At 70.8% G+C, this 21,127-nt stretch carries 24 protein-coding genes; 11 read left to right on the forward strand and 13 right to left on the reverse strand.

The features are described 5' to 3' along the window. Positions 1-13: 13 nt before the first annotated feature. Complete coding sequence (gene npdG, locus MILUP08_RS26070) at positions 14-712, reverse strand: NADPH-dependent F420 reductase (RefSeq protein WP_007463329.1); 699 nt, start codon at positions 710-712, stop codon at positions 14-16. A 240-nt stretch (positions 713-952) separates the two neighbouring features. Beyond that, positions 953-1,369 (reverse strand): winged helix-turn-helix transcriptional regulator, encoded by a 417-nt coding sequence (locus tag MILUP08_RS26075; RefSeq protein WP_202805300.1) that lies wholly within the window; start codon positions 1,367-1,369, stop codon positions 953-955. 80 nt (positions 1,370-1,449) lie between these two features. On the opposite strand from MILUP08_RS26075, the gene MILUP08_RS26080 reads away from it, so the two are divergent. Further along, the gene (locus MILUP08_RS26080; RefSeq protein ID WP_237747193.1) at positions 1,450-2,337 is read left to right on the forward strand and encodes an SDR family oxidoreductase; all 888 of its coding nucleotides are present in this window, start codon (positions 1,450-1,452) and stop codon (positions 2,335-2,337) included. Between the two features lie 181 nt (positions 2,338-2,518). Here MILUP08_RS26080 and MILUP08_RS26085 read toward each other — a convergent pair whose 3' ends face one another. The 3 genes from MILUP08_RS26085 to MILUP08_RS34915 form a co-directional block, all read right to left on the reverse strand. Next, positions 2,519-3,949 (reverse strand): RNB domain-containing ribonuclease, encoded by a 1,431-nt coding sequence (locus tag MILUP08_RS26085; RefSeq protein ID WP_007463336.1) that lies wholly within the window; start codon positions 3,947-3,949, stop codon positions 2,519-2,521. Between the two features lie 187 nt (positions 3,950-4,136). After that, positions 4,137-5,087 (reverse strand): histone, encoded by a 951-nt coding sequence (locus MILUP08_RS34910; protein WP_193376582.1) that lies wholly within the window; start codon positions 5,085-5,087, stop codon positions 4,137-4,139. An 81-nt stretch (positions 5,088-5,168) separates the two neighbouring features. Further along, entirely contained in the window at positions 5,169-5,372 is a 204-nt protein-coding gene (locus tag MILUP08_RS34915) for a hypothetical protein (protein ID WP_083915919.1), read from the reverse strand. Positions 5,373-5,580: 208 nt separating this feature from the next. Between MILUP08_RS34915 and MILUP08_RS26095 the strand changes: the two genes are divergently transcribed. After that, a complete protein-coding gene (locus MILUP08_RS26095; RefSeq protein WP_083916061.1) occupies positions 5,581-6,846 on the forward strand; it encodes a M48 family metallopeptidase in 1,266 nt (421 codons plus the stop codon). 59 nt (positions 6,847-6,905) lie between these two features. Beyond that, positions 6,906-7,403 carry an NUDIX hydrolase gene (locus MILUP08_RS26100; protein ID WP_007463342.1) on the forward strand — a complete coding sequence of 166 codons (498 nt, stop codon included), beginning with the start codon at positions 6,906-6,908 and terminating at the stop codon, positions 7,401-7,403. Positions 7,404-7,413: 10 nt separating this feature from the next. Here the strand turns inward: MILUP08_RS26100 and MILUP08_RS26105 are convergent, their stop codons facing one another. The 5 genes from MILUP08_RS26105 to soxR all read right to left on the reverse strand — a co-directional run bounded on the left by MILUP08_RS26105 (position 7,414) and on the right by soxR (position 11,767). Then, the gene (locus MILUP08_RS26105; protein WP_007463344.1) at positions 7,414-8,280 is read right to left on the reverse strand and encodes an AraC family transcriptional regulator; all 867 of its coding nucleotides are present in this window, start codon (positions 8,278-8,280) and stop codon (positions 7,414-7,416) included. Positions 8,281-8,369: 89 nt separating this feature from the next. Then, the gene (locus tag MILUP08_RS26110; RefSeq protein WP_039906661.1) at positions 8,370-8,942 is read right to left on the reverse strand and encodes a GNAT family N-acetyltransferase; all 573 of its coding nucleotides are present in this window, start codon (positions 8,940-8,942) and stop codon (positions 8,370-8,372) included. 35 nt (positions 8,943-8,977) lie between these two features. Continuing rightward, positions 8,978-9,919 carry a redoxin family protein gene (locus MILUP08_RS26115; RefSeq protein ID WP_007463351.1) on the reverse strand — a complete coding sequence of 314 codons (942 nt, stop codon included), beginning with the start codon at positions 9,917-9,919 and terminating at the stop codon, positions 8,978-8,980. Next, the gene (locus MILUP08_RS26120; protein ID WP_007463353.1) at positions 9,920-11,146 is read right to left on the reverse strand and encodes an epoxide hydrolase family protein; all 1,227 of its coding nucleotides are present in this window, start codon (positions 11,144-11,146) and stop codon (positions 9,920-9,922) included. 162 nt (positions 11,147-11,308) lie between these two features. Continuing rightward, the gene (soxR, locus tag MILUP08_RS26125; RefSeq protein ID WP_007463355.1) at positions 11,309-11,767 is read right to left on the reverse strand and encodes a redox-sensitive transcriptional activator SoxR; all 459 of its coding nucleotides are present in this window, start codon (positions 11,765-11,767) and stop codon (positions 11,309-11,311) included. An 85-nt stretch (positions 11,768-11,852) separates the two neighbouring features. On the opposite strand from soxR, the gene MILUP08_RS26130 reads away from it, so the two are divergent. Beyond that, positions 11,853-12,731 carry an NmrA family NAD(P)-binding protein gene (locus MILUP08_RS26130; protein ID WP_007463356.1) on the forward strand — a complete coding sequence of 293 codons (879 nt, stop codon included), beginning with the start codon at positions 11,853-11,855 and terminating at the stop codon, positions 12,729-12,731. 119 nt (positions 12,732-12,850) lie between these two features. On the opposite strand, the gene MILUP08_RS26135 is transcribed toward MILUP08_RS26130, so the two are convergent. After that, positions 12,851-13,297 (reverse strand): DUF3592 domain-containing protein, encoded by a 447-nt coding sequence (locus MILUP08_RS26135; protein ID WP_007463358.1) that lies wholly within the window; start codon positions 13,295-13,297, stop codon positions 12,851-12,853. Between the two features lie 199 nt (positions 13,298-13,496). Between MILUP08_RS26135 and MILUP08_RS26140 the strand changes: the two genes are divergently transcribed. The 4 genes from MILUP08_RS26140 to MILUP08_RS26155 all read left to right on the forward strand — a co-directional run bounded on the left by MILUP08_RS26140 (position 13,497) and on the right by MILUP08_RS26155 (position 18,724). Beyond that, a complete protein-coding gene (locus tag MILUP08_RS26140; RefSeq protein ID WP_007463360.1) occupies positions 13,497-14,420 on the forward strand; it encodes an expansin EXLX1 family cellulose-binding protein in 924 nt (307 codons plus the stop codon). 82 nt (positions 14,421-14,502) lie between these two features. After that, positions 14,503-15,225, forward strand: a complete 723-nt coding sequence (locus MILUP08_RS26145; protein ID WP_007463363.1) for a hypothetical protein — start codon at positions 14,503-14,505, stop codon at positions 15,223-15,225. Between the two features lie 168 nt (positions 15,226-15,393). Continuing rightward, entirely contained in the window at positions 15,394-15,780 is a 387-nt protein-coding gene (locus tag MILUP08_RS26150) for a hypothetical protein (RefSeq protein ID WP_202805237.1), read from the forward strand. A gap of 148 nt (positions 15,781-15,928) precedes the next feature. Next, complete coding sequence (locus MILUP08_RS26155) at positions 15,929-18,724, forward strand: TIM-barrel domain-containing protein (protein ID WP_007463367.1); 2,796 nt, start codon at positions 15,929-15,931, stop codon at positions 18,722-18,724. Between the two features lie 56 nt (positions 18,725-18,780). Here the strand turns inward: MILUP08_RS26155 and MILUP08_RS26160 are convergent, their stop codons facing one another. Continuing rightward, a complete protein-coding gene (locus tag MILUP08_RS26160; protein ID WP_007463369.1) occupies positions 18,781-19,044 on the reverse strand; it encodes a hypothetical protein in 264 nt (87 codons plus the stop codon). Next, positions 19,041-19,316 carry a hypothetical protein gene (locus tag MILUP08_RS26165; protein WP_007463371.1) on the reverse strand — a complete coding sequence of 92 codons (276 nt, stop codon included), beginning with the start codon at positions 19,314-19,316 and terminating at the stop codon, positions 19,041-19,043. Before MILUP08_RS26165 ends, MILUP08_RS26160 begins: the two co-directional genes overlap by 4 nt. Before the next feature lie 394 nt (positions 19,317-19,710). Here MILUP08_RS26165 and MILUP08_RS26170 point away from each other — a divergent pair, with 394 nt between their 5' ends. The 3 genes from MILUP08_RS26170 to MILUP08_RS26180 are packed head-to-tail and all read left to right on the forward strand — an operon-like array spanning position 19,711 to position 20,933. Then, entirely contained in the window at positions 19,711-20,517 is an 807-nt protein-coding gene (locus tag MILUP08_RS26170) for a helix-turn-helix domain-containing protein (RefSeq protein WP_007463375.1), read from the forward strand. Then, the gene (locus tag MILUP08_RS26175; protein WP_007463378.1) at positions 20,504-20,695 is read left to right on the forward strand and encodes a DUF397 domain-containing protein; all 192 of its coding nucleotides are present in this window, start codon (positions 20,504-20,506) and stop codon (positions 20,693-20,695) included. The genes MILUP08_RS26170 and MILUP08_RS26175 overlap by 14 nt, the downstream gene beginning before the upstream one ends. Before the next feature lie 46 nt (positions 20,696-20,741). Further along, positions 20,742-20,933, forward strand: coding sequence for a DUF397 domain-containing protein (locus MILUP08_RS26180; protein WP_007463379.1), 192 nt, complete (start codon positions 20,742-20,744; stop codon positions 20,931-20,933). Positions 20,934-21,127: the final 194 nt, after the last annotated feature.

The following is a 21,127-nucleotide window of genomic DNA, read 5'->3' on the forward strand; positions in this document are numbered from 1 at the left end:
GTGTCAGGAGCCGTCAGAGGTCGGTGACGCGGATGCCGGCGTGGGCCTTGTAGCGCTTGTTGATGGCGATCAGATTCGCCGTGAACGCCTCGATCTGGTGGGCGTTGCGCAGTCGGCCGGCGTAGATGCCGCGCATCCCGGGGATCCGGGCGGCGAGCGCTCCGACGATGTCGACGAGTTCCCGGTCTTCGGTGCAGATCAGCACGTCGAGGTCGATCCGGTCGACCTCGGGGTCGGCGAGCAGCGGGGCGCTGACATGGTTGAACGCGGCGCAGACGCGGGAGTCGGGCAGCAGCGCGGCGGCCTGCTGGACGGCGCTGCCCTCGGCGACGGTGAGGGCGTACGGGCCCTGCTTGTCGAAGCCCAGCGGGTTGACGCAGTCGACGACTATCGTTCCGGCCAGCGGCTCGGCGAGGGCGGCGACGGTGGCGGCGTGCCCATCCCACGGCACCGCGATGATCACCACGTCGCTGCGGCGGGCCACCTCGTCGTTGGCCGCTCCGGTGATCCGGACGTCGGCCGGCATCCGGGGCAGGGCCGCGATCTCGGCGGCGGACTCGGCGGCCCGCTCCGCCGACCGGGAGCCGATCAGCACCGTCTGCCCGGCCCGGGCGAGCCGGTAGGCGAGGCCCCGGCCCTGGTCGCCGGTGCCGCCGATGATGCCGACCGTCAGCCCGGACACGTCGGGCAGCGTGCTCGCGTCGTATGCCATGGGCTCATCCTCGCAAACCGCCCGGTGCGTCAGCAGCGCCGGCCGCGGTGAGAGGGCGGTCACGAACGGTTTGGGTTGATCTAAGCGCTGAGTCCGTTTGGAGATCGTTGTCTAGGTTCGCTGCAGCGAACCGATCTCCGCAGTGGTCGATGCAGGGGTTCGGATGGATGGCCGGATGACGGTGCGGCGGTACGCCGAACGGCGTCCCTGTTGCTGTGGACCGGCTGTTCGACGGCCTCGCTAACGTTTGCCGGTGCGCTCGTCATACTCCTCGCGAGCGCCGAGGACTTCCTCGATGTGCTCCACCGACCAGGCCGTGAGCGCTTTCAGGGGACCTCGCAGCGTCTGGCCGAGCGGCGTCAGCTCGTACTCCACCCGGATCGGAGTCTCCGGGTACACCGTTCGCAGCAGCAGGCCGTCGCGTTCGAGCGTGCGCAGCGTCTGGGTGAGCATCTTCTCGCTGACCCCCGCGAGTTGCTGGCGCAGCCGTGTGAACCGGCACGCCCCGTGGCGGCCGAGTTCGCCCAGTACGAGGACCGCCCACTTACTGCCGATCTGGTCGAGCAGATCACGCGACGGACAGCCACGGGTGTAGGGATCCCATGACGATGTGGGCTCGTTCACTTCCTGGGCCGTCGTCACCGCGCCTACCTCGATCCTCACGTCCAGGTGATCACCTTACCCGCAAGTGCGTACTTACCAAAGGAGAGCGACCAGGTGATCGTGGTCCTTGCGCCGTGGGAGGTCCACGGCAGGATGGAACGACCACCATGTCTATCGTTGTTACCGCAGCCTCCGGACAGCTTGGCAGGCTCACCGTCAAAGCTCTTCTGAACCGCGGTGTCCCGGCTTCCGGGATCATCGCGACCAGCCGTGACGTCTCCAGGATCAAAGACCTCGCCGACCGCGGTGTCACGGTCCGCCAGGCCGACTTCGCCGAGCCCGCCAGCCTGCCGGCAGCCTTCGAGGGCGCGGACAAACTCCTGCTGATCTCCACCACGACCCCGAGCGAACGCGTCGCCAACCACAGGCGTGCCATCGACGCCGCAGTTACGGCGGGCGTTTCGCTGGTCGCATACACGAGCATGCTGCGTGCGGACACGTCCACCACGAGCCTTGCCCCGACTCACAGCGCCACCGAGGAGTACCTGCGCGAGCGACTGCCCAGCGTGATGCTGCGCAACGGCTGGTATCTGGAGAACTACACCGCCCAGCTTCCACAGGTGTTGCAAGGCGGAGCCGTCGTCGGGGCCGCCGGGCAGGGAAGGATCAGCGCCGCGACCCGCGCCGACTACGCCGCCGCCGCCGCGGTCGTGCTGACCACCGACGGTCATGCCGGCAAGGCGTACGAACTGGGCGGCGACGAGTCCTTCACCCTGGCTGAGTTGGCCGCGACGATCTCCGCCGCCGCCGGCAAACGCATCGAGTACACCCACCTCACGGCCGACGCGTTCACCCGGGTGCTGCTAGACGCGGGAGTGCCCGCCGAACTGGCGCATGTTCTCGCCGACGCCGACCTGGCCATGAGCCGCGACGAGATGTTCACCGATTCCGGCGACCTGCGGCACCTGATCGGACGGCCGACCGCGACGCCTGCCGAAGCGATCGCCGCAGCGCTGCGCTGACCGGTCGACGCCGACATTGCCGGCGGCCACGAGCACCGGGTGCCCGTGGCCGCCGGCCAGTCGGGGCCTGCCTCGGCGGCGACATCTATTGCTTGCTCGCACGGGCACGGTTCCACCAGTACCTGACATGACGGCAGCCACCAGTGGTCCACGGTGGGCGCCTCGCTGTGGCCCGGCCGGCTCAGGCCAGCTCGAACAGCACCGTGCGGGCCGCCGGGTCGGCGGTGACCAGGCGGACCCGGACCCGTTCGCCGAGCGGCAGCGCACCGAGGCAGCGGCCGCGGACCGGTGGGGCGTCCAGCGCCACCGTCCCGCCGGGCGGGCGGGGCCGGGACTTACCGTTGGGCGGGGCGTCGACGTCGAGTACCGCCGCGTCGAAGGTCTCCCCCACCCGGTGCTCCAGCAGCACCGCCTCGGTCAGCTCGACGGCGCCGCGGCTGGCCGCCGAGGCGGTCCGGTCGGTGCTGGCCATCACCTCGGGCAGCCGGGGCAGCGCCGCGCGGGACCAGTCGGGCACCTCCCGGCCCTCGTGCAGGGCCAGGCAGACCTCCGTGGCGTACCTGTCGGCCAGGCGCCGCAACGGCGCCGTGACATGGGCGTACGCGGCGGCGACCCCGCCGTGCTCCGGCTGCTCCGGACGGGCGCCGTCGAAGGCGGTGTACGCGGCGCCACGCATCAGCTCGGCCGCCTGGTCGATGAACGCGGCGGAACGTGGCTGCGCGGCGTCCAGGCCGGCGATCACCTCACCGGGGCCCGCGCCGTCCGGCCAGTGCACGCCCAGCGGAGCGGCGGCCGCCCGCAGGCGTTGCACCGCCTCCGGCTTCGGTGCCGGCATCGTGCGCAGCAGGCCCACCCCGCCGGCCAGCATGATGTCGGCGGCGGCCATCCCGGTGAGCAACGAGATCTGCGCGTTGTGCTCCTCCATCGGCACCGGCCCGCGCAGCACCAGTCGCCAGCCGTCCCCGTCGGGCTCCACATCCTGCTCGGGCAGCGGCAGGTTGATGGCGCCGCGGCGCAGTCCTCGGGCGGTCAGTCGGTCGCCGATCTCGGGCAGCAGCGCGATCGGCTCGGGCAGCCGGCCGGCCTCGGCCGCCGCCTGCACCCCTGTGTAGTCGAGTTTCGCCCGGCTGCGCACCAGAGCACGCTCCAGCTCGACGGCCACGGTGGCGCCGTCGGCGTCCAGGTCGATGGTCCACACCACGGCGGCCCGGTCGTCGTCGGGCAGCAGACTGGCCGCGCCCTCGCTGAGCGTCAGCGGGTGCAGCGGCACGTGGCCGTCGGGCAGGTACACCGTCTGCCCCCGCCGCCAGGTCTCCTCCTCGAGGGCGCCGCCCGGCGTGACGTGCGCGGCGACGTCCGCGATCGCGTACCGCACCCGGTAGCCGCCGCCCGGCCGGCGGGCGAGGTGCATCGCCTGGTCCAGGTCACGTGAGCTGGCCGGGTCGACGGTCACGAACGGGATGTCGGTGCGGTCGACGGTCGGCCGGGGCGGCGCGGCAGCCGCCGCGTCGGCCTCCCGTTGGGCGGCCGCCGGGAAACCCTCGGGCAGGCCGAGTTCGCGGCGCAGCGCGCCGAAGTCGATGCGGGGCGCGAGTACGCGTCGGATGACCACGGGTCAATCCTGACAGCGCCGCCGGTGATCCGCTTCCGGTGACCGGGCGAGATCTTCGTCGCCCGCCGTCGAACCGCCTCGCGCAGAGCCGCGTGCGGGCCCGCCAGCTCGGAGCAACCTGGCGGGCCGCGCGTCGGGTACGGCGGGCCCGTGAGACGAGCCGATGTCGAGCCGAGGACGCCTGCGGTCAGCCGGTCGCCTTCCGGGCGGTGCTGCGCGTACCACGGGGGGTGGTGGCTCGTGCGGCGACCGGGCGGCCGGGTGACTTGCGGGCGGTCACCTTGCGGGCCGGGGCCTTGGCGGCGGTGGTCTTCTTCGCCGGGGCCTTCTTCGCCGCCGACTTGCGGGCGGTGATCGCCGAGGTGCCCGTCGCCTTCGCGGCCGGGGCCTTCTTCGCCGGGGCGTTGCGGGCGCCGCCGCTCGGGCGGGTGGAAGCGGTCTTCTTCGCCGCGGCCTTCTTGGCGGGGGCCTTCTTGGCGGGGGCCTTCTTCGCCGCCGTCTTCTTCGCCGGGGCCTTCTTGGCGGCCGTCTTCTTCACCGCGGACGCCTTGGTCGCGACCTTGCGCGCGGGCGCCTTGGCGGCGGCGGTGGTCTTCTTCGCCGCCGACGCCGTCGTCTTCTTCGCGGCGCCTGTCGTCTTCTTGGCGGCGCTCGTCGTCTTCTTCGCCGTACCCGTCGTCCGGCTCGCGGCGGTGGTGCTCTTGCGCGCCGTGGACGCCGGGGCCCGCTTCGCGGCGGTGGTCGTCTTACGGGTGGCGGTCGAGGTCCTGGCCGGAGCCTTCTTGGCCGCCGCGCTGGTCCTGGCCGTGGTCTTCTTCGCCGCCGTGCTCTTCGCGGCGGCGGTCTTGGTGGCGGCCGTCCTGGTGGGGGTGGCCTTGCTCGCGGTGGTCTTGGTCGCGCTGGCCCTGGTCGCGGTCTTCTTCGCCGGGGCCTTCTTCGCCGCCGTGGTGGCCTTGCTGGCCGGGGCGCGTCCTGCGCCGCCGGCTGCCTTCCGGGCCGGCGCCTTGGCGGCGACCGTGGTGGACTTGCGCACGGGGGTGGTCCGGCTCGCCGACGTGTTGCGCTCCGCCGCGGCGGTCTTCTTCGCGGTGGTGCGTCGGGCAGCCGGACGGGTGGTGGCCTGCTGTGCTTCGGCCATCGTGGTTCCTCCTCGGGGACGTGCTCTCGCGTGCGTCCTCGCGGAGCACGAACTACCGCGACGCGGGCCGTCCCGCGCCGTCTACCTGTCCTCCCCGGCCCAACGGGCGTCCTCGGCCTCCCACGCCTCGTTCCGCTCCTGCACTCGCTGCAGGGCGTTCTCCGCGTCGGCCGCCGAGTTGTACGGGCCGAGGACGTGCTTCGCCGGGCACACGTCGGCGTCCGTCTCGACCCGGTGGTGCCGCGTGCACCAGTAGAACTGCCCACTACGTTCGCTGTCGCTCATGGCAATCACTGTGCACCGCGAACCGGCTGACCGCCACCGGATCACGCAAGTCGCCGAACCCTCTCCACAGTAGAGACGGTCGGCGCGCTGCGGGCGAAAACGGCGAAAGAAGTGCAGGTGGGGGCGTTGGACGCGGGAAAGGCGCCGTGGCCGAACGGCCAATTCCGGCGTACGGCGGGCTGGGGCAGGATTCGTGCCCGTGATCAACATGACGACCGGTGCGGGGGCGTGCCCGGGATGCGGAACCACCACCACGTCGGTTCGGGACGCGGTGCCGTGGTGCCCCGGCTGCGAGTGGAATCTGGACGCCTACGACCCACGGCGGCGCGAGCGTGAGTTCGGCTGGACCTGGGTCGACAGGTGGACCCACCGGTTGGCGTTCCGGGCGACCGGGCAGCAGTTCCGGCAGTTGGTCGGCCGGCCGCTCGGCGACGGCGGGTCGAACAGGGCACGGACGCTGACCGCGGTGGCGTCCCTGCTGCTGATCGCGGCCGTGCTCGCCCTCGCGGTCGTCGGCGGATGGCTGATCGTGGCGTTTCCCTTTCCCAACCTGGCGATCCTGCTGGGTGTGGCGATGGTCGGCCTGGCTGTCGCTCTCCGGCCGCGCTTCGGCCGGGTCGACCCGGATCTGGAGGTGCTGTCCCGCGACCGGGCGCCGGAGCTGTTCGGGCTGATCGACGAGGTGGCCGCGGCGATCGGTGCGCCGGCGCCGGACGTGGTCGGCGTCGACGGGGACATCAACGCGTACGCGAACGCGGTCGGCTTGCGACGCCGCAGGGTGCTCGGGCTCGGGCTGCCGCTGTGGGGCTCGCTTCCCGCCGGCGAACGGGTGGCGTTGCTCGGGCACGAGCTCGGGCACTTCGTCAACGGCGACCCGCGTCGGGGCCTGCTCACCCAACCCGCGTTCACCATGCTCGCGTCGGCCGCCGACCTGTTCCGGCCGGTACGGACGACTGTCGGTGGCGGGCTGGTGGAGATGGTGGGTGACGCGTTGGGCCGCGCGTTCCAGTGGGTGGTGTCCCGGGTGCTGTTCGGCGCGCACCTGGCGCTGGTGATCGTGGCGCTGCGGGACAGCCAACGCGCCGAGTACCTCGCCGACGACCTGGCCGCGCGGGTCGCCGGCACGACGGCCGCCACCAACCTGCTCGACGCCCTGCTGGCCGGAGAGTCGATGGCGTTGGCGGTGCGCGTCCACGCGCGGGCGGGGCACGGTCCGGACCGGTGGCGTTCGGCGTTCGCCGAGGCGCGCGCGGCCAACACCGACCGGCTGCCGCTGCTGCGTCAACTGTCGGTCCGCGACGAGGCCTCGCTCTTCGCCGCCCACCCGCCGATCGGACTGCGTCGCCGGATGCTCGCCGGACGCCCCTGGCAGGACCCGACGGTGGTGGTCACACCCGACCGGCTCGAGCGGATCGACGCCGAGCTGGCCGGGGAGTACGCGCGCTTCCGTCGTACCGTCGCCTGGTCGGGCTGAGCGCGGCGCGACGGCGACGGGTCGGCGGTGGCCGCGTGCGTGCGGCCTATGATCGCCGGATGGCGGTACCGGACTACATCGTGCGGATGCGCAAGCACATCGGTCATGACCTGCTGTGGCTGCCCAGCGTCAGCGCGGTGATCCGCAACGACGCCGGTGAGCTGCTGCTCGGCCAACGCGCCGACGACGGACGGTGGTCGATCATCAGCGGCTTCGTCGAGTCGGGCGAGCAGCCGGCCGCCGCGCTGCTGCGGGAGGTGCGGGAGGAGACGGGACTGGACGTGGCGCCGGTCCGGATGTCCAGTGCCGTCTCGCACCCGCACACCTACCCCAACGGGGACCAGTGCGAAATTCTCAACCTGGGCTTCCTCTGCCGGGTGGTCTCCGGCACCGCGCGGGTCAACGACGACGAGTCGGTGGCCGTGCGGTGGTTTCCGCTGGACCGGCTGCCCGAGTTGACCCCACACGACCTGCTGGTCATCGCCTACGCGCTGCGCGACAACCCGTTGGCCGGCTACCTGCCGCCCGGCACGAACTGGGAGGACATTCCCACCTGAGCCGCGCCCGTCAGGCCACGACCCGCTCGACGGGGATCCACAGTTCGGCGTCCGCCGTGGTCCCGTCCGTGGACACCCGCACCCGGGAGATCTCCGGTCCGGGTCGGCTGCGGTACGGGTTGGACGGGAACCACTGGGTGAAGACGTCCCGCCACAGGTACTGCACGGCCTGCGGGAACGCGCCGGAGGTGGTGAACACGGCCCACGTTCCGGCCGCCACCGGAAGCGCGTCCAGGTCCTCCGGTGGGGTGCCGCCGGTGACCACCCCGTGCCAGTAGTCCAACTCGCTGCCCTCGGCCCGATCGTCGGCGAGGTTGTCGCTGACGTTGACGATCCCGGCCGGCTCCTGATCGGAGAGCGCCTCGATCCGGGCCGTCGTCTCCCGGTCGATGCCGCGGATGAACGCGACGATCGCCGGGTTCATCCCCTCGTGCACCAGCGGGACCCGGGCCCTGCGCCCCACCAGCGCGAACGCGTCCTTGGTGACGATTCGGTACTCCATGCTGCCACTCCCTTCCACGGTGAGTCGGAAGGACATCCGGGGCTGGGCGCGCAGCGCTGCCCCCGTACGCCGAGCTTCTCCCGGCCCCACGCCGTGCACGGCGTGGAACGCCCGGGCGAACGCCTCGGCCGATCCGTAGCCGTGCCGCACGGCGACGTCGAGCAACGTCCGCTCCCCCGCCAGCACGTCCGCCCCGGCGACGGTGAGCCGACGCCGACGGATGTACTCCGACAGCGGCATGCCGGCCAGCGCGGAGAACAGCCGCCGGAAGTGGTACTCCGATGTCAGCGCGATCCGCGCCAGGTCGGCCACCTCGATCTGCTCGTCGAGGTGCCGCTCGATGTGCGCCATGGCCTCGTTGAGCCGCTCCAGCACCCGGGCCTCCTTCCCCCTACGAGCAGCAACGCTAGGCGGCAGGGCAGGGAGCCCACCCGACATCCGGTGCCCGCAACGATCGGGTGGGATCAGCGGGGCGGCTGCTGCATGATCCAGGTGGGCACGGGCTCCGGCAGCAACGCCACCACGTCCCAGCCGGCGCGTCGGTACAGATCCACGTTGCCCGGCTTGCTGGTCTCCAGGATCGCCGGCAGACCGTCGGCGGCGGCGCGTTCGAGGCCGGCCCGCATGACGGCACGACCCCAACCGCGTCCGGCGCTGTCGGGGTGCGTGCCCAGGACGCCGAGATACCAGAACGGGTGCGCCGGCAGGACGGTGTGCAGGGCCTCCTCGTAGCCCCGCACCCGGGCCAGCACGTCGGCCGGGTAGTCGGGGGCGAGGTCGGCGTCCGGCGACTCGTGCCCGGCGGCCGGAGGCTCCCAGATGGCGACCGACGCGCCCCCGGCGATCGTCCAGATCGACGACCGGTGCACCCGCTTGTCGAAGAGGTGCCCGAAGAAGGCGGCGGCGTAGCGCGGGTAGGTCGCGTCGTCGGGAAACAGGTGCCGCAGGATGGGGTCCTTGACGAAGGCGGCAACCAGCGTGCCGACCACGGCATCGCGGTTCGTTGGCGTGGCGAGAGTGATCTCGGGCGCTGTCACAGTGGACGAGACTATCGCGGACGGTGCGCGCAGGCTCACCCGAACGTGAAGGCGTACGCCGCCGCGCCGGGCTCGTCGAACGTGATCTCCAGGGTCCGCTCCCGGACCGCATCCTGCTGGCGTACGAGCTGGTAGAGACGCCCGTCGGCCAGGACGCCGTTGCCGTCGGGGTCGACGTCGACGCCGTGCGACGGACCGGGAGCCTCCCCGTCGAGGAGCACGCGGAACGGGACCGGCCGCCCCGCCCCGGGGGCCAGCACGAGATGCGCGTCGCGGGCGTGGAACCGGAAGGCGATGCTGCCGCCGGCCCGGTCGAGGGCGACGCGCTCCGACCCGATCGTCCACTCCCCCGCCAGGGCCCACTGGTTGAGGGCCAGGCTCGCGGGGAGGTCGTAGGCGCGGCGTTCGTCGAGCGCCGCGCCGTTGGGCGACGCGAAGTGGTCGCCGCGACGGAATCCGAGGTACGTCTCGGGCGTGCGCAGACTGTCCCAGTCGGCCGCCGCCTCCGGGCCGGTGCCGTTGACGGGTACGGGGTTCCGCTCGATGCCGAGCAGGTGCTGAAGGGTCCGCTCGGACTGCTCGTAGCGCCCCTCACCGAAGTGCTCGTCGCGGATGACGCCGTCGGTGTCGACGAAGTACAGCGCCGGCCAGTACTGGTTGGCGAAGGCGCTCCAGATCGCGTAGTCGTTGTCGACGGCGACCGGGTAGTCGATCGAACGCGCCGCGACCGCCCGGCGCACCCAGTCGACCTCGTGCTCGAAGGTGAACTCCGGCGTGTGCACCCCGACGACGACGAGGCCGTCGTCGCGGTAGGCCTGCGACCAGGCGCGGACGTACGGTTCCTGACGCAGCCAGTTGATGCAGGTGAGCGTCCAGAAGTTCACGAGCACGACGCGACCGCGCAACTCGGCGGGGCCGAGCGGCTCGGAGTTGAGCCACTCGACCGCGCCGTTCAGCGGAGGCAGGTGCACGGCCATCTAGCGCAGCGACCGGAAGGCGGTCCGCAGTTCCTCGGAGAAGATCTTCGGCTGCTCCCAGGCCGCGAAGTGCCCGCCCACGTCGAGCTTGTTGAAGTAGATGAGGTTCGGGTACGCCTGCTCGGCCCAACTCTGCGGGGCCTCGTACAGCTCGTCCGGGAAGACGCTCACGGCGACCGGGACGTTCACGCCCTTGGCGGCGAAGAACGACAGCTTGTTCTCCGCGTACAGCCGGGACGCGGAGATCGCGGTGTTCGTCAACCAGTAGAGCGAGATGTTGTCCAGGATGTCGTCACGGGTCAGGCCCGCCTGCGCCCCGTCGAAGACCTGCGCGATGAGGGCCAGGCTCTTCGCGTCGTGGTCGAGCAGGAAGGACGCCAGGCCGGCCGGAGAATCCGCCAGGCCGGTGAGCGTCTGCGGACGCGTCGCCATCATGAGGGCGTACGCGACGTGCTTCCAGACGTAGTTGGCCTCCTCGGCGGCACGCATCTCGTCGGCGGACAGGCCGGAGGGCAGCGAGCCCATGGCGTTGTTCGCGCCTGTGGTGTCGCCCTGGAACAACAGGTCGATCTCGGGTGGAATCGCGCCGGGCATGTTGGTGTGGATGCCGAGCAGTTCCGGAGGCGCCTGGATGCCCATCTGGTCCACGATGACAGCGCCCCAGTCGCCGCCCTGGGCGACGAACCGCGAGTAGCCGAGACGCTTCATCAGCTCGGTCCACGCGGAGGCGATCTTCTGCGGGTTCCAGCCCGCCACCGTTGGCTTGCCCGAGAACCCGTGACCGGGCAGCGACGGGATCACCAGGTGGAAGGCGTCCGAGGCGCTGCCGCCGTGAGCGGTGGGGTCGGTGAGCGGCTCGATGATCTTCAACTGCTCGATCACCGAACCGGGCCACCCGTGGGTGACGATGAGCGGCAGCGCGTCCTCGTGCTTCGAGCGCACGTGGATGAAGTGGATGTCCACCCCGTCGATCGTGGTCATGAACTGCGGTAGCGCGTTCAGCCGTGATTCGACCTTGCGCCAGTCGTACTCCTTTTCCCAATAACGCGCGACGGCCTGGATCGTCGCGAGTGGCACGCCCTGCGACTGGTCGTCGACGATTTCCTTGTCCGGCCAGCGGGTGGCCGCGATCCGCCTTTTCATGTCGTCCAGGTCCGCCTGGGGGATATCCACCGTGAAGGGCCGGATCTCCGTGGTGCCGGGACGTGCCTTCGTCTTGACAGCCATGCGTGCTTCCTCTCTGTCGGAGTTGGTGCCTCGCGAGGGGAATCATGGGGTGAGGGCACTGCCCGAGCTTGTGCGCCAATTCGGAATGGGCACGCCGCCGCCATATCTCGGAGCCTAGAACGCGGTCTTCGAGCGCGTGGCGATACGAGCAGACGGCAGTGGTCAGTCCGTCTGCGGCAGGCGGCGTGCGCCGGGGCCTTCGCGGCCGAGCACGTCGCGCGGGTTGGTCAGGTGGCAGGACCGCAGCGAGAGGCAGCCGCAGCCGATGCATTCGGTGAGGTCGTCCCGCAGCGCCTGGAGGTGTGCGATGCGGGCGTCGAGTTCGGTGCGCCAGGCCGCGGACAGCCGGGTCCAGTCGTCATGGGTCGGGGTGCGTTCGCTGGGGAGCTGGTCCAGGGCTTCCCGGATCGCCGTCAGCGAGATGCCGACGCGCTGCGACGCCCGGATGAACGCGACCCGGCGCAGGGTGTCGCGAGCGTACCGACGTTGGTTGCTTGCCGTCCGGGTGCTGCGGATGAGGCCCTTGCGCTCGTAGAAGTGCAGCGCGGAGATGGCCACGCCACTGCGGTCGGCGACCTGCCCGACGCTGAGTTCGTGGAATGCGGTGCGGGCCCTGGGCATGGCCCGACCCTAACGCTTGCCCTCAACCATGGTTGAGGGCACAGACTCGGCGTCGTCCCCGAACCGCTATCGAGGAGGCCGCACCGTGACCACCGTTCTCGTCATCGGCGCCACCGGTAAGCAGGGCGGCGCTGTCGCCGAACTCCTGCTCGACCACGGCCACGACGTCACCGCCTACGTGCGGTCGCCCGAGTCACCGTCCGCCGTGGCACTGGCCACCGCCGGCGTACGCCTCGCCGTCGGTGACCTGGCCGATGCGCGGGCGCTCGCCAACGCCGCACACGGCGCCGACGCGATCTTCGGCCTGTCCGTGCCGTTCGGCGCCGGCGGCAGGGACGAGGAGGTCGCCCAGGGTCGCCTCCTGGTGGACACCGCGGCGCGGGCCGACGCGCATCTCGTCTACTCCTCCGTGCGCGGCGCCGACCGGATGGTCGTCACCGACATCGACCACGCCGACAGCAAGCAGCTCGTCGAGGCGTACCTGCGGGAACGGCGGGTCCCCGCCACAGTCCTCGGGCCGGTGTACTTCATGGAGAACGCCCTGAACGTCGGGTTCAGCCGCCTCACCGACGGCGTCCTGGCCAACCCGCTCTCCCCGGGCAAGCCGCTGGACCAGGTGACCGTCCGGGACATCGCCGGCCTCGCCGTGCACGCCATCGAGCACCCCGACCGGTTCGTCGGGGAGCGGATCGACATCGTCTCCGACCGGGTGACCGGCGAGGAGGCGGCCCTCATCCTCGGCGACGTGCTCGGCCGCGAGATCCCGTACCGGCGGATGCCGCTGGACCAGGTCCGGCAGTGGGCCGGCGACGAGATCGCCGACATGTTCCAACGCTTCGAGGACACCACCGACTTCGCCGACATAGACGCGCTGCACGCCCGCTACCCGGACGTCACCTGGCACAGCTACGCCGACTGGGCCCGCACGGTGGACTGGGACCACGTCCTGCGCAGCGCGTCCTAGGCCGTGATCTCGCCTTCCGTGAAACCGGCCTATCCCGGGCCCCGGAACACCCCGATGTCAGGGAAGCCGAGTGGATCAACTGCATCGCGGGCAGGTCCCGGCGTAGGGCTGTCGGTTTGTCAGGGCATGCCGGCGTACCGCAGCGGGAGCGGAGGTCGTGGCCGGCGCCAGACGACGTACGCCAGGATGGCGGCGACGGCCAGGAGTGCCACACCGATGAGGGCGATGAACCATCTCGATCGGTTGCCGATCTCCTGCACACCGAAGCAGGGGTCGCTCTCGGCATAGGCGACTCGGATGCGATCGCCGGTGGTCACGGCTCGGTTCGCCTTGACCGCCACGGGAAACCGCACGTCACACGTCTCGCCGCGGCTGGTCGTGAATTTAACCGTGACGAACGTTCGCGCACCGCGATGCTCGACCTCTCGCACCACGGCCGACGCCTCCGCCGCCCGACGGTGCACCACGATCGACCAGATCCCGAGGCCCGTGAGCGTCATCGCGAAGACGAGATAGAACGCCGAGAACACCCGCAGGAAGGTTCGGCTCGGGCGTCGACGGTTCATGGCCGGAACTCTAGGAGGAACCTGCAACGGGACCTTCTTGCCGAACTGCGGCGAATAACGCGCGGGCGACCGTGTCCGTCGGCCCCGCGGTCCCTGCGGTCGCGCCGCCGCAACGGACCGCTTCCTCGCCGATCCGGTGGGTGACCATGCGCTCCACGGCTTTGCGCTGCCGCAGCGGAGTGCGGCAACATCAGCCGCCGTGACGGCAGCACCAGGCACGGATCCGGAAAACGCCACCCCGGCCGGCGACAACGGCACGACCCGGTTGAGTCGACGGGTCAGGCACTGGCTGGCCGGCGCCGGGGTCGCCGCCCTGGCCGCCGTACTCGGCGTCACCCTCGCCGTACGCGGCGGTGCCACCCCGGCCTGCGCCGCGCCGCCCACGGGCACCACCGTCCACAAGGGAACGGCGAGTTTCTACGAGGCGGGCCGCTCGGGCGGTACCTGCTCGTTCCCGAGCCCTCCCGCGGACCGACTCTACGTGGCACTGGGCTCGTCGCAGTACGCCGGTGCGGCGGCCTGCGGCAGCTACCTGGACGTCAGTGGCCCGAAGGGCACGGTCCGGGTGATGGTCATGGACCAGTGCGGCGGGTGCGGGACCAGCAAGATCGACCTCTCCGACGAGGCGTTCGCCCGGATCGCCGACCGGGCGCAGGGCATCGCGCCTGTGACGTACCGGGCGGTGGTGAACCCGCCGCTCGACGGCGGTCTCACCTTCCGGATGAAGGGCGGCGCGTCGAAGTACTGGTTCGCCGTGCAGGTCGGCAACCACGGCAACCCGCTGCGCTCGGTCGAGGCGAAGGGGTCGAGCGGCGGCTTCCGCAAGGCGGCCCGCCAGGTCGACAACTACTGGACCGTCGAAGACGGGGTCGGCCCCGGGCCGTACAGCATCAGGGTCACCGACGTGTACGGCCACCAGGCGACCGCCACCGCCATCAGGATGGTCACGAAGCAGGTCCAGCGCAGCACCGCCTCCCTCGTCTCTCCGACGCCGAGCAGCTCACCCTCGGCCACGCCGAGCCCCACGGTCGCGCCCTCAACGACCCCGGCGGAGTCGGCCGCACCAACGGCGACAGTCGAAGCCCTCGCCGGCGCCGGACCACTCGGCGCCCCTGGCTGCTGACCGCTTGCCCCCTGACTGCCCTGGTCACGGCAGCACGATGAGCGGCGGGCTGGCCACGGTCCGCGCTGGCTAGACTGCCCGGGTGGCCGATGTCCTGAGGCTTGAGCCGCTGCTGTTCCCCGCCGAGTTCACGTCCCACCGCATGCGGCTCCTCATCAATGGCCTCGACGTCGTGGCCGCGGCGTACCCGCCGGACGGCTTCCACCGACAGCCGGTAGCGGGATTCGCGCCCTCGTGGCTACTGGGACCGGACGGGCTCACTGCCACACCGGAAGCCCGAGAGGTCGCGGTAGGCGGATCCGACATGAGCGAGGACCAGTTGACGGTCCACGTCAGCCAGGCCGGCTCTGACGTGATCTGGGATCGCTGGCGTCTCAGAGTCATCGACCGTGTGCACAAGGAGGGGCCGGAGGTCGGGCTGGGCAGCTTCCGGTTCGACTCGCACGCGTACGCGGACGAGATAGCCCAAGCGGCGGAACGCGCCGCCCGAACGTGGCCGGCGCGGTCGGTTGCCGAGAACCTCCAGGCCACGCTGTGCCGTGAAGGGTGGGGGCAGGACGGCGGAGCCTGGATTCGCCGCTACGTAGCGATTCGCGCGCCCCATGATCGCCCGGAGGTGGTCGAGATCAGCTACTACGCCCGCGACCTGAGCGGACTGCGTTATGAACTACCGGGTAGATACGTCGTGACCTTCCCGGTCGACGATACCGACCCGGACGTTCAGGCCCAGGCCATCGCACACCGGCTGGGCGATGAGGATCTCAAGCCGATATCGGTCCACCAGCCTCGTCGACGACACCGCTGAGCGCACTCGCACCGGACGCAGGCGGACACCCGGCGGGATTCTGAGTTGCGTCGGGGCAGGTAGCAGGCTGAGTATCCGCGTGTGGATGCCGTGGTGCAGTGGGTTCGGACGTCGTGGACCAGGCGTTCGCGTGGCGGCATCGAGGCAACTCGGCGTAACGCGGTACCGGTGTCGTTCGCACTGCCGACACAGGCGGTGCCGCTCACCCATGAGGTCGACATGGCCGAGGCCGATGGGTTCGAGCCTCGCGAGGCCGTCGCGGCACCTGGGCCGTACCGCAGCGAGGCGCGCCTCCGGGTGGTGGACGGTCAGCTTCAGGTGGAACTGATTGCCGCATCCTGGGGTGTGCCGCGCCGTCACCGCCGGCCGCCCGCAGTGCGACTGGCCCAGGGCGATTGGCTGCGCTGGCAGATCAACTACCGCTTCAGCGGGATGAATGGCGGCGCCACGCTGTACCGGTTGGACACCCTGAGCCTGGCGCACGGGGCGGTCCCGGCCGACACCTTCCTCGGCGACCCGCCTCGATTCATCGACGAACGCGCACGCATCTGGTAGCTCGCCGCGCTCAGCGCCGTTGCGTCATGGTCGTCAACCTCTGCGTGGAGAGAGAAGGGACACTCTCCGACGCCCGTTGACAGGTGTTTCGGTCGAGTGACAGCGTTGTCATCGACTCATTTCCTCCATATGAGACGAGGAGCGCATCTTGCTCTATCGGAACTCACCGCGCCGCCGCACGACGGCGGCCGCTGCGGCCGGCATTCTCATCACGGGGCTGGCACTCGCTCCGTCCGCGCCGGCCCAGGCCAGCCACCACCAGGCGCAGGACGAAGCCGTACGGTCGGGCGACGCTCGTTTCGAGGTGCTGTCCCCGACCCTGATCCGCACCGAGTACCAGAAGGACGGCAGGTTCACCGACGCCGCCACGTTCAACGCCATCGGGCGCGACGACTTCCCCCGTACGCGTTTCACGAAGCGCGTCGAGCGCGGCTGGCTCACCATCGACACCGGCGCGATGACGCTGCGATACAAGGTCGGCTCGGGCGCGTTCACCGCCGACAACCTCACCGTGCGGCTCACGACCGGTAAGCAGATCGTGCAGGGCCAACCCTGGGCCGGCCACACCGCCCCGGCCTGCGCGTTCGGTGCGCTCTGCGAGGCCGAATCGCTCCAGCTCAACGGTCCCGGCGTGGCCACCGACCACCAGGGATTCACCGGGCGCGGCTTCGCGGCCGGTTTCGCCTCGTCCGGCGACTCGGTCACGTTCGTGCTCGACGCGCCGGAGGGCGGCGCGAAGCAGCTCGCCGTCCGCTACGCCAACAGCACCGGCGGCGACGGCCAGAACGTGGCCCGCACCCTGACGGTCCAGGTCGACGGCGACGCCGGCCACACGCTGACGCTGCCGCCCACCGCGAACTGGGACACCTGGGGCCTGGCCACCGTGCCGGTCGACCTCACCGCGGGCCGGCACGAGATCAGCGTCGTACGGGGTGCCAACGACTCCGGCAACGTGAACGTCGACAGCCTCGCGGTGGTCAACCCGGGCGATCCGTTCCCGGCGCCGACCCCGCCCCAGCCGCAGCCCCTGCGGTTCGGCACGCTGGCAGAGGCCGAGACCGGCGCGCTGACCGGCGGCGCGAGGCCCGCGAACGACCACAACGGCGCTTCCGGTACGGGATTCCTGGCCGGCCTGGAGAGCACCAGCTCCGCCGACGCGCTCACCGTGACGGATGTTCCGTCGGCAGGTGACTACCAGGTGCAGATCCGCTACGCCAACGGCCAGGCCGGCGCCCAGCCGAGTCAGGCGCGCACCATGTCGGTCACGGCCGGAACGGCGGCGCCGGTCACGGCGACCCTTCCGCCGACCAGCGGGTGGGACTACTGGAACACCGTCTCCGTCCCGATCCACCTCGAGCGCGGCACCAACACCGTGACGCTGGGCTGCCCCACGGACGCCAGTTGCAACGTCAACGTCGACACGGTCGCCGTCACGAGCAAGGGCTCCCCGCTGCTCGCCCCGCACGCGCCGCTCGGCGGCTATCGCCGTGGCCTGGACGGCGTGACCGGTTCCGCACTCACCGCTCCGGGCCTGCTCTACCAGGACGGCTGGTACCTGCTCGACGACTCGGCCTCGGCCCTGAGCACCACCAAGCCCCGGCCGGCTCCCGAGCAGGACGGCTACGTCTTCGCGTACGGGCAGGACTTCACCCGCGCCCTGAAGGACCTGGCCACCCTGACCGGGCCGACGAAGCTGCTGCCGAAGTGGGCGTACGGCGTGTGGTACTCCGAGTACTACGACCGCACCGCCACCGAGTTCCAGGACCTGGTCGCCCGGGCCAAGGCCGAGGGCGTACCCATGGATGTTCTTGTCCTCGACACCGACATCAAGGCGCCGGACAAGTGGAACGGCTGGAGCATCGACCCCACCCGGATCCCGGACCCGAAGGCGTTCTTCGAGTGGGCCAGGAAGCAGGGCCTGCACACCGGCATCAACATCCACCCGAGCATCCTCGGCTCGGACCCGAAGTTCGCGCAGGCGCAGGCCACCGCGAAGGGCAAGCTCCAGCGCGTCGGCTGCAACGGTGGTGCCGACTGCTACGCGTTCGACTTCGGTGACCCGGACCAGCTCAAGGCGTACCTGGAGCTGCACGACGGGATGATCCCGAAGGGCAGCAAGGGCCCGGACTTCTGGTGGCTGGACTGGTGCTGCGACAACACGAAGTCCTCGCTCGACGGGGTGACCGCCGACGCCTGGATCAATCAGCAGTACGCCGACAAGACCGGCTTCGCCTTCTCCCGGGCGTACGGCTCGTTGCAGGCCGGCGGCTACGGCAGCCCGACGCCGGTGTCGACCGGCCCGTGGGCCGACAAGCGCACCACCCTGCACTTCACCGGCGACACCACGTCCGACTGGTCGACCCTCCAGATGGAGGTCGGCTACACGCCTGGCGAGTCGGCCGCGACCGGACTGGCCGCGGTCAGCCACGACATCGGCGGGCACACGGGCGGCCTGCGGGAGCCGGGCAGCGAACCGGGCAGCACCAAGCTGCCCGACGACCTGTACGCCCGGTGGGTGCAGTTCGGCACGTTCCAGCCGATCGACCGGCTGCACTCCAACCACAGCGATCGGCTGCCCTGGCAGTACGGCCCGGAGGCGAACGCGTCGGCCAAGAAGTTCCTGAACCTGCGGGAAAAGCTGCTGCCGTACACGTACGCCGCCGCCAAGGAGGCCACCCGCACGGGTACGCCCATCGTCCGCTCGATGTACCTGGCGTACCCGAATGAGCAGGCCGCGTACGCCACCGCCGGTTCCCAGTACCTCTACGGCCCGGACTACCTGGTGGCACCGGTGACGACGCCGGGCACCACCGCCACGACGTCGGTGTGGTTCCCGCCGGGCAACAGCTGGACCGACATCTTCACCGGGAAGACGTACCGGGGCGGCACCACGCAGAACATCACCACCACACTGGACACCATGCCGGTGTTCAAGAAGCACTGACGTTCTGGCTCGACACCGGCCGGGTGGGCTGCCCCACCCGGCCGGTGCGTTCGCTGCTACCGGTGCGACCGTCGCGCCAGCGACAGCCAGCCGAGGAACCGGGCGTGCAGCGCAGGCAGGTCAGGGCACAGCCCCAGGCCGTACGCGTCGTCGATCGCCTCCTGCATCGACGCGGCGAGGTAGAACGCCAGCGCGATCGAGTGACCGTAGAACTCGGCAGCGAGGGCGAGCTGAGCCGGGCCACACGGCCAGGGCGCGGCGCAGTTGCGGCACAGCCACGCCGGGCGCATCGGCAGGTGCGGGCGAGGGCGCGCGATCATCCGACCCGCACCGGGGCTCGTCGGCGTCTAACGGGCGTGGTCGGTGCGACGGGCAGGGACTGCAACCGCACGCCCGCACGCAGCACGAACAGCTCGCGCCGCGCGACCGCGTCGCCGGCCGCGTTCAGCTGGTAACCCTCAATCCAGACCCATCCGTCGTACGTGTGCCGCTCGGGCAGCTCGCGGATGACGCGCACGAAGATCGGGCGCAGGAACTGCACGCTCGCCGCGGTCGTCAAGAGGATCACGTCGCCGGCCTTCAGCGTCCCCATCACCGCGACCCCCAGGGGTACGCGAAAGCGCGGCTCGCGCCCGGGGGCGGAACGATCGTCCCGGGCGACCACAGTTCGTAGGGCGCATTCGGGTCGCCGAGTGGTGGGCTTGCCGGTTCCGGTGTGGGCTTCCCGGGTTTGTCGTCGGGCACGGTCTCCCCCTTGGTGCCGTTGGGAAGGGGCCGCTCCCGTGAGTGCTCGCCCGTCGGGAGCGGCCCCGCTACGAACGCGACCGCCGGATCTCGTAGGCCTGCTGGCCGCGCCGCCTGGTGACACTCTGCTGTGGAGGCCACTACGCTCGGAAGGCGTTCCAGGTGTCCGGGCCGGAGCTGGCGGAGCAGGCTCCAGGGGTGTGGCACCTCGGGTAGTCGATCTCCGATTTGAGGCGCCTTGAATGGCTGACGTGCCGAGCCCTCTCGCGGACTTCATCGTGAGCGAGATCCGCCGCGCTCGCGGAGCCTCCGGGATGACGCAAGAAGCGTTCGGCCGGGCAGCGGGCTTCAGCGCCTCGCACGTCAGCGCCGTGGAGAGCGGCAACCGGGCGCTGACGATCGACTTCATCCGGGGAGCGGACCGCGCCTTCAGTAACGACGGCCTGTTCGGGCGTCTGGTGGCGAAACTCGGCGCACCGTCGTGGTTCCTGCCGTGGCTGGACGCCGAACGCGGCGCGCGACAGCTTCGCCTCTTCGAGCCGCTTCTGATCCCGGGCCTACTCCAGACCGAGAACTACGCCCGCGTCGTGATGCGCCTGAACGACCTCATGTCCGCCACGGAGGTAGACCAGCAGGTGAGCGCCCGGATGAGCCGACACAAGATCCTGACCGGTGACAGTCCGCCACAGGTGGTGGCCGTGCTGGATGAGTCCGCGCTCCGTCGCTCGGGCGACGAATACGCCGGCATCATTGCCGAGCAGGTCGCGCACCTCATCACCGTCGCGGAGTTGCCGCACGTTCACGTCCATGTGATTCCGGCGGGCGCCGGCCTCCACATCGGGCTGTCCGGGCCGTTCGCGCTGGCACGGGCCGGTGACGGGAGCTGGGTCGGGCACCTTGAAAATCAGCTGGGCGGGATCGTGGTCGACACCGAAGATGAGCTACATACTCTTCAGACGAGGTGGGAGAACGTCCGAAACGAAGCCCTACCGCGCCGACAGTCCAACGAGCTGATGAAGGAAGTGCACAGCGATCATGGACCTCACTAACGCCACCTGGCGCAAGTCCCGGCGCAGCGGTTCGTCCGGGGGCAACTGCGTCGAGGTCGCCGACAACCTGCCCGGCGTCGTCGGCGTCCGGGACAGCAAGGATCCTGCCGGCCCGGCCCTGACCTTCGGTCCGGCGGCCTGGCGGGCATTCGTCACCCAGGTCGCCGCGCGGCGCTAACCGCGCCGGCAGTCCATCGACCTGCTGAAGGAAGTTGAGAGCCATCATGGACCTCAGTAACGCCCGTTGGCGCAAGTCCACCCGCAGCGGCGCGAGCGGGGGCAACTGCGTCGAGGTCGCTGACGACCTGCCCGGCGTCGTCGGCGTCCGGGACAGCAAGGACCCTGCCGGTCCAGCCCTGACTTTTGGTCCGGCTGCCTGGCGGGCATTCGTCACCCAGATCGGCGCGCGACGCTAACCGAAGCCGGAGGCGCTTCACCGCCCGTCGCGGGATCGTCTCGTCGCAGGCCGGGTGCCAGACTGCCCGGATGACCGAACGCAGCCGATCGAATTCCTGGCCTCGCGACAGCTTGCCCGACTACGGGATGCGGTGGATTTCGCTTGAACGTAGGGCGTCGCACCTTGTTCCTCTCCCGGGAGGTTGAACGGTCT

The sequence above is a fragment of the Micromonospora lupini str. Lupac 08 genome, from assembly GCF_000297395.2.
GTDB classification, from domain to species: domain Bacteria; phylum Actinomycetota; class Actinomycetes; order Mycobacteriales; family Micromonosporaceae; genus Micromonospora; species Micromonospora lupini.

What these genes read in the sequence shown, in the direction of transcription:
- npdG (WP_007463329.1), bottom strand. Translation starts at nt 712, where the DNA reads ATGGCATACGACGCGAGCACGCTGCCCGACGTGTCCGGGCTGACGGTC.
- MILUP08_RS34910 (WP_193376582.1), bottom strand. Translation starts at nt 5,087, where the DNA reads ATGGCCGAAGCACAGCAGGCCACCACCCGTCCGGCTGCCCGACGCACC.
- MILUP08_RS34915 (WP_083915919.1), bottom strand. Translation starts at nt 5,372, where the DNA reads ATGAGCGACAGCGAACGTAGTGGGCAGTTCTACTGGTGCACGCGGCAC.
- MILUP08_RS26095 (WP_083916061.1), top strand. Translation starts at nt 5,581, where the DNA reads ATGACGACCGGTGCGGGGGCGTGCCCGGGATGCGGAACCACCACCACG.
- MILUP08_RS26100 (WP_007463342.1), top strand. Translation starts at nt 6,906, where the DNA reads ATGGCGGTACCGGACTACATCGTGCGGATGCGCAAGCACATCGGTCAT.
- MILUP08_RS26115 (WP_007463351.1), bottom strand. Translation starts at nt 9,919, where the DNA reads ATGGCCGTGCACCTGCCTCCGCTGAACGGCGCGGTCGAGTGGCTCAAC.
- MILUP08_RS26120 (WP_007463353.1), bottom strand. Translation starts at nt 11,146, where the DNA reads ATGGCTGTCAAGACGAAGGCACGTCCCGGCACCACGGAGATCCGGCCC.
- soxR (WP_007463355.1), bottom strand. Translation starts at nt 11,767, where the DNA reads ATGCCCAGGGCCCGCACCGCATTCCACGAACTCAGCGTCGGGCAGGTC.
- MILUP08_RS26135 (WP_007463358.1), bottom strand. Translation starts at nt 13,297, where the DNA reads ATGAACCGTCGACGCCCGAGCCGAACCTTCCTGCGGGTGTTCTCGGCG.
- MILUP08_RS26160 (WP_007463369.1), bottom strand. Translation starts at nt 19,044, where the DNA reads ATGATCGCGCGCCCTCGCCCGCACCTGCCGATGCGCCCGGCGTGGCTG.
- MILUP08_RS26165 (WP_007463371.1), bottom strand. Translation starts at nt 19,316, where the DNA reads ATGGGGACGCTGAAGGCCGGCGACGTGATCCTCTTGACGACCGCGGCG.
- MILUP08_RS26170 (WP_007463375.1), top strand. Translation starts at nt 19,711, where the DNA reads ATGGCTGACGTGCCGAGCCCTCTCGCGGACTTCATCGTGAGCGAGATC.
- MILUP08_RS26175 (WP_007463378.1), top strand. Translation starts at nt 20,504, where the DNA reads ATGGACCTCACTAACGCCACCTGGCGCAAGTCCCGGCGCAGCGGTTCG.
- MILUP08_RS26180 (WP_007463379.1), top strand. Translation starts at nt 20,742, where the DNA reads ATGGACCTCAGTAACGCCCGTTGGCGCAAGTCCACCCGCAGCGGCGCG.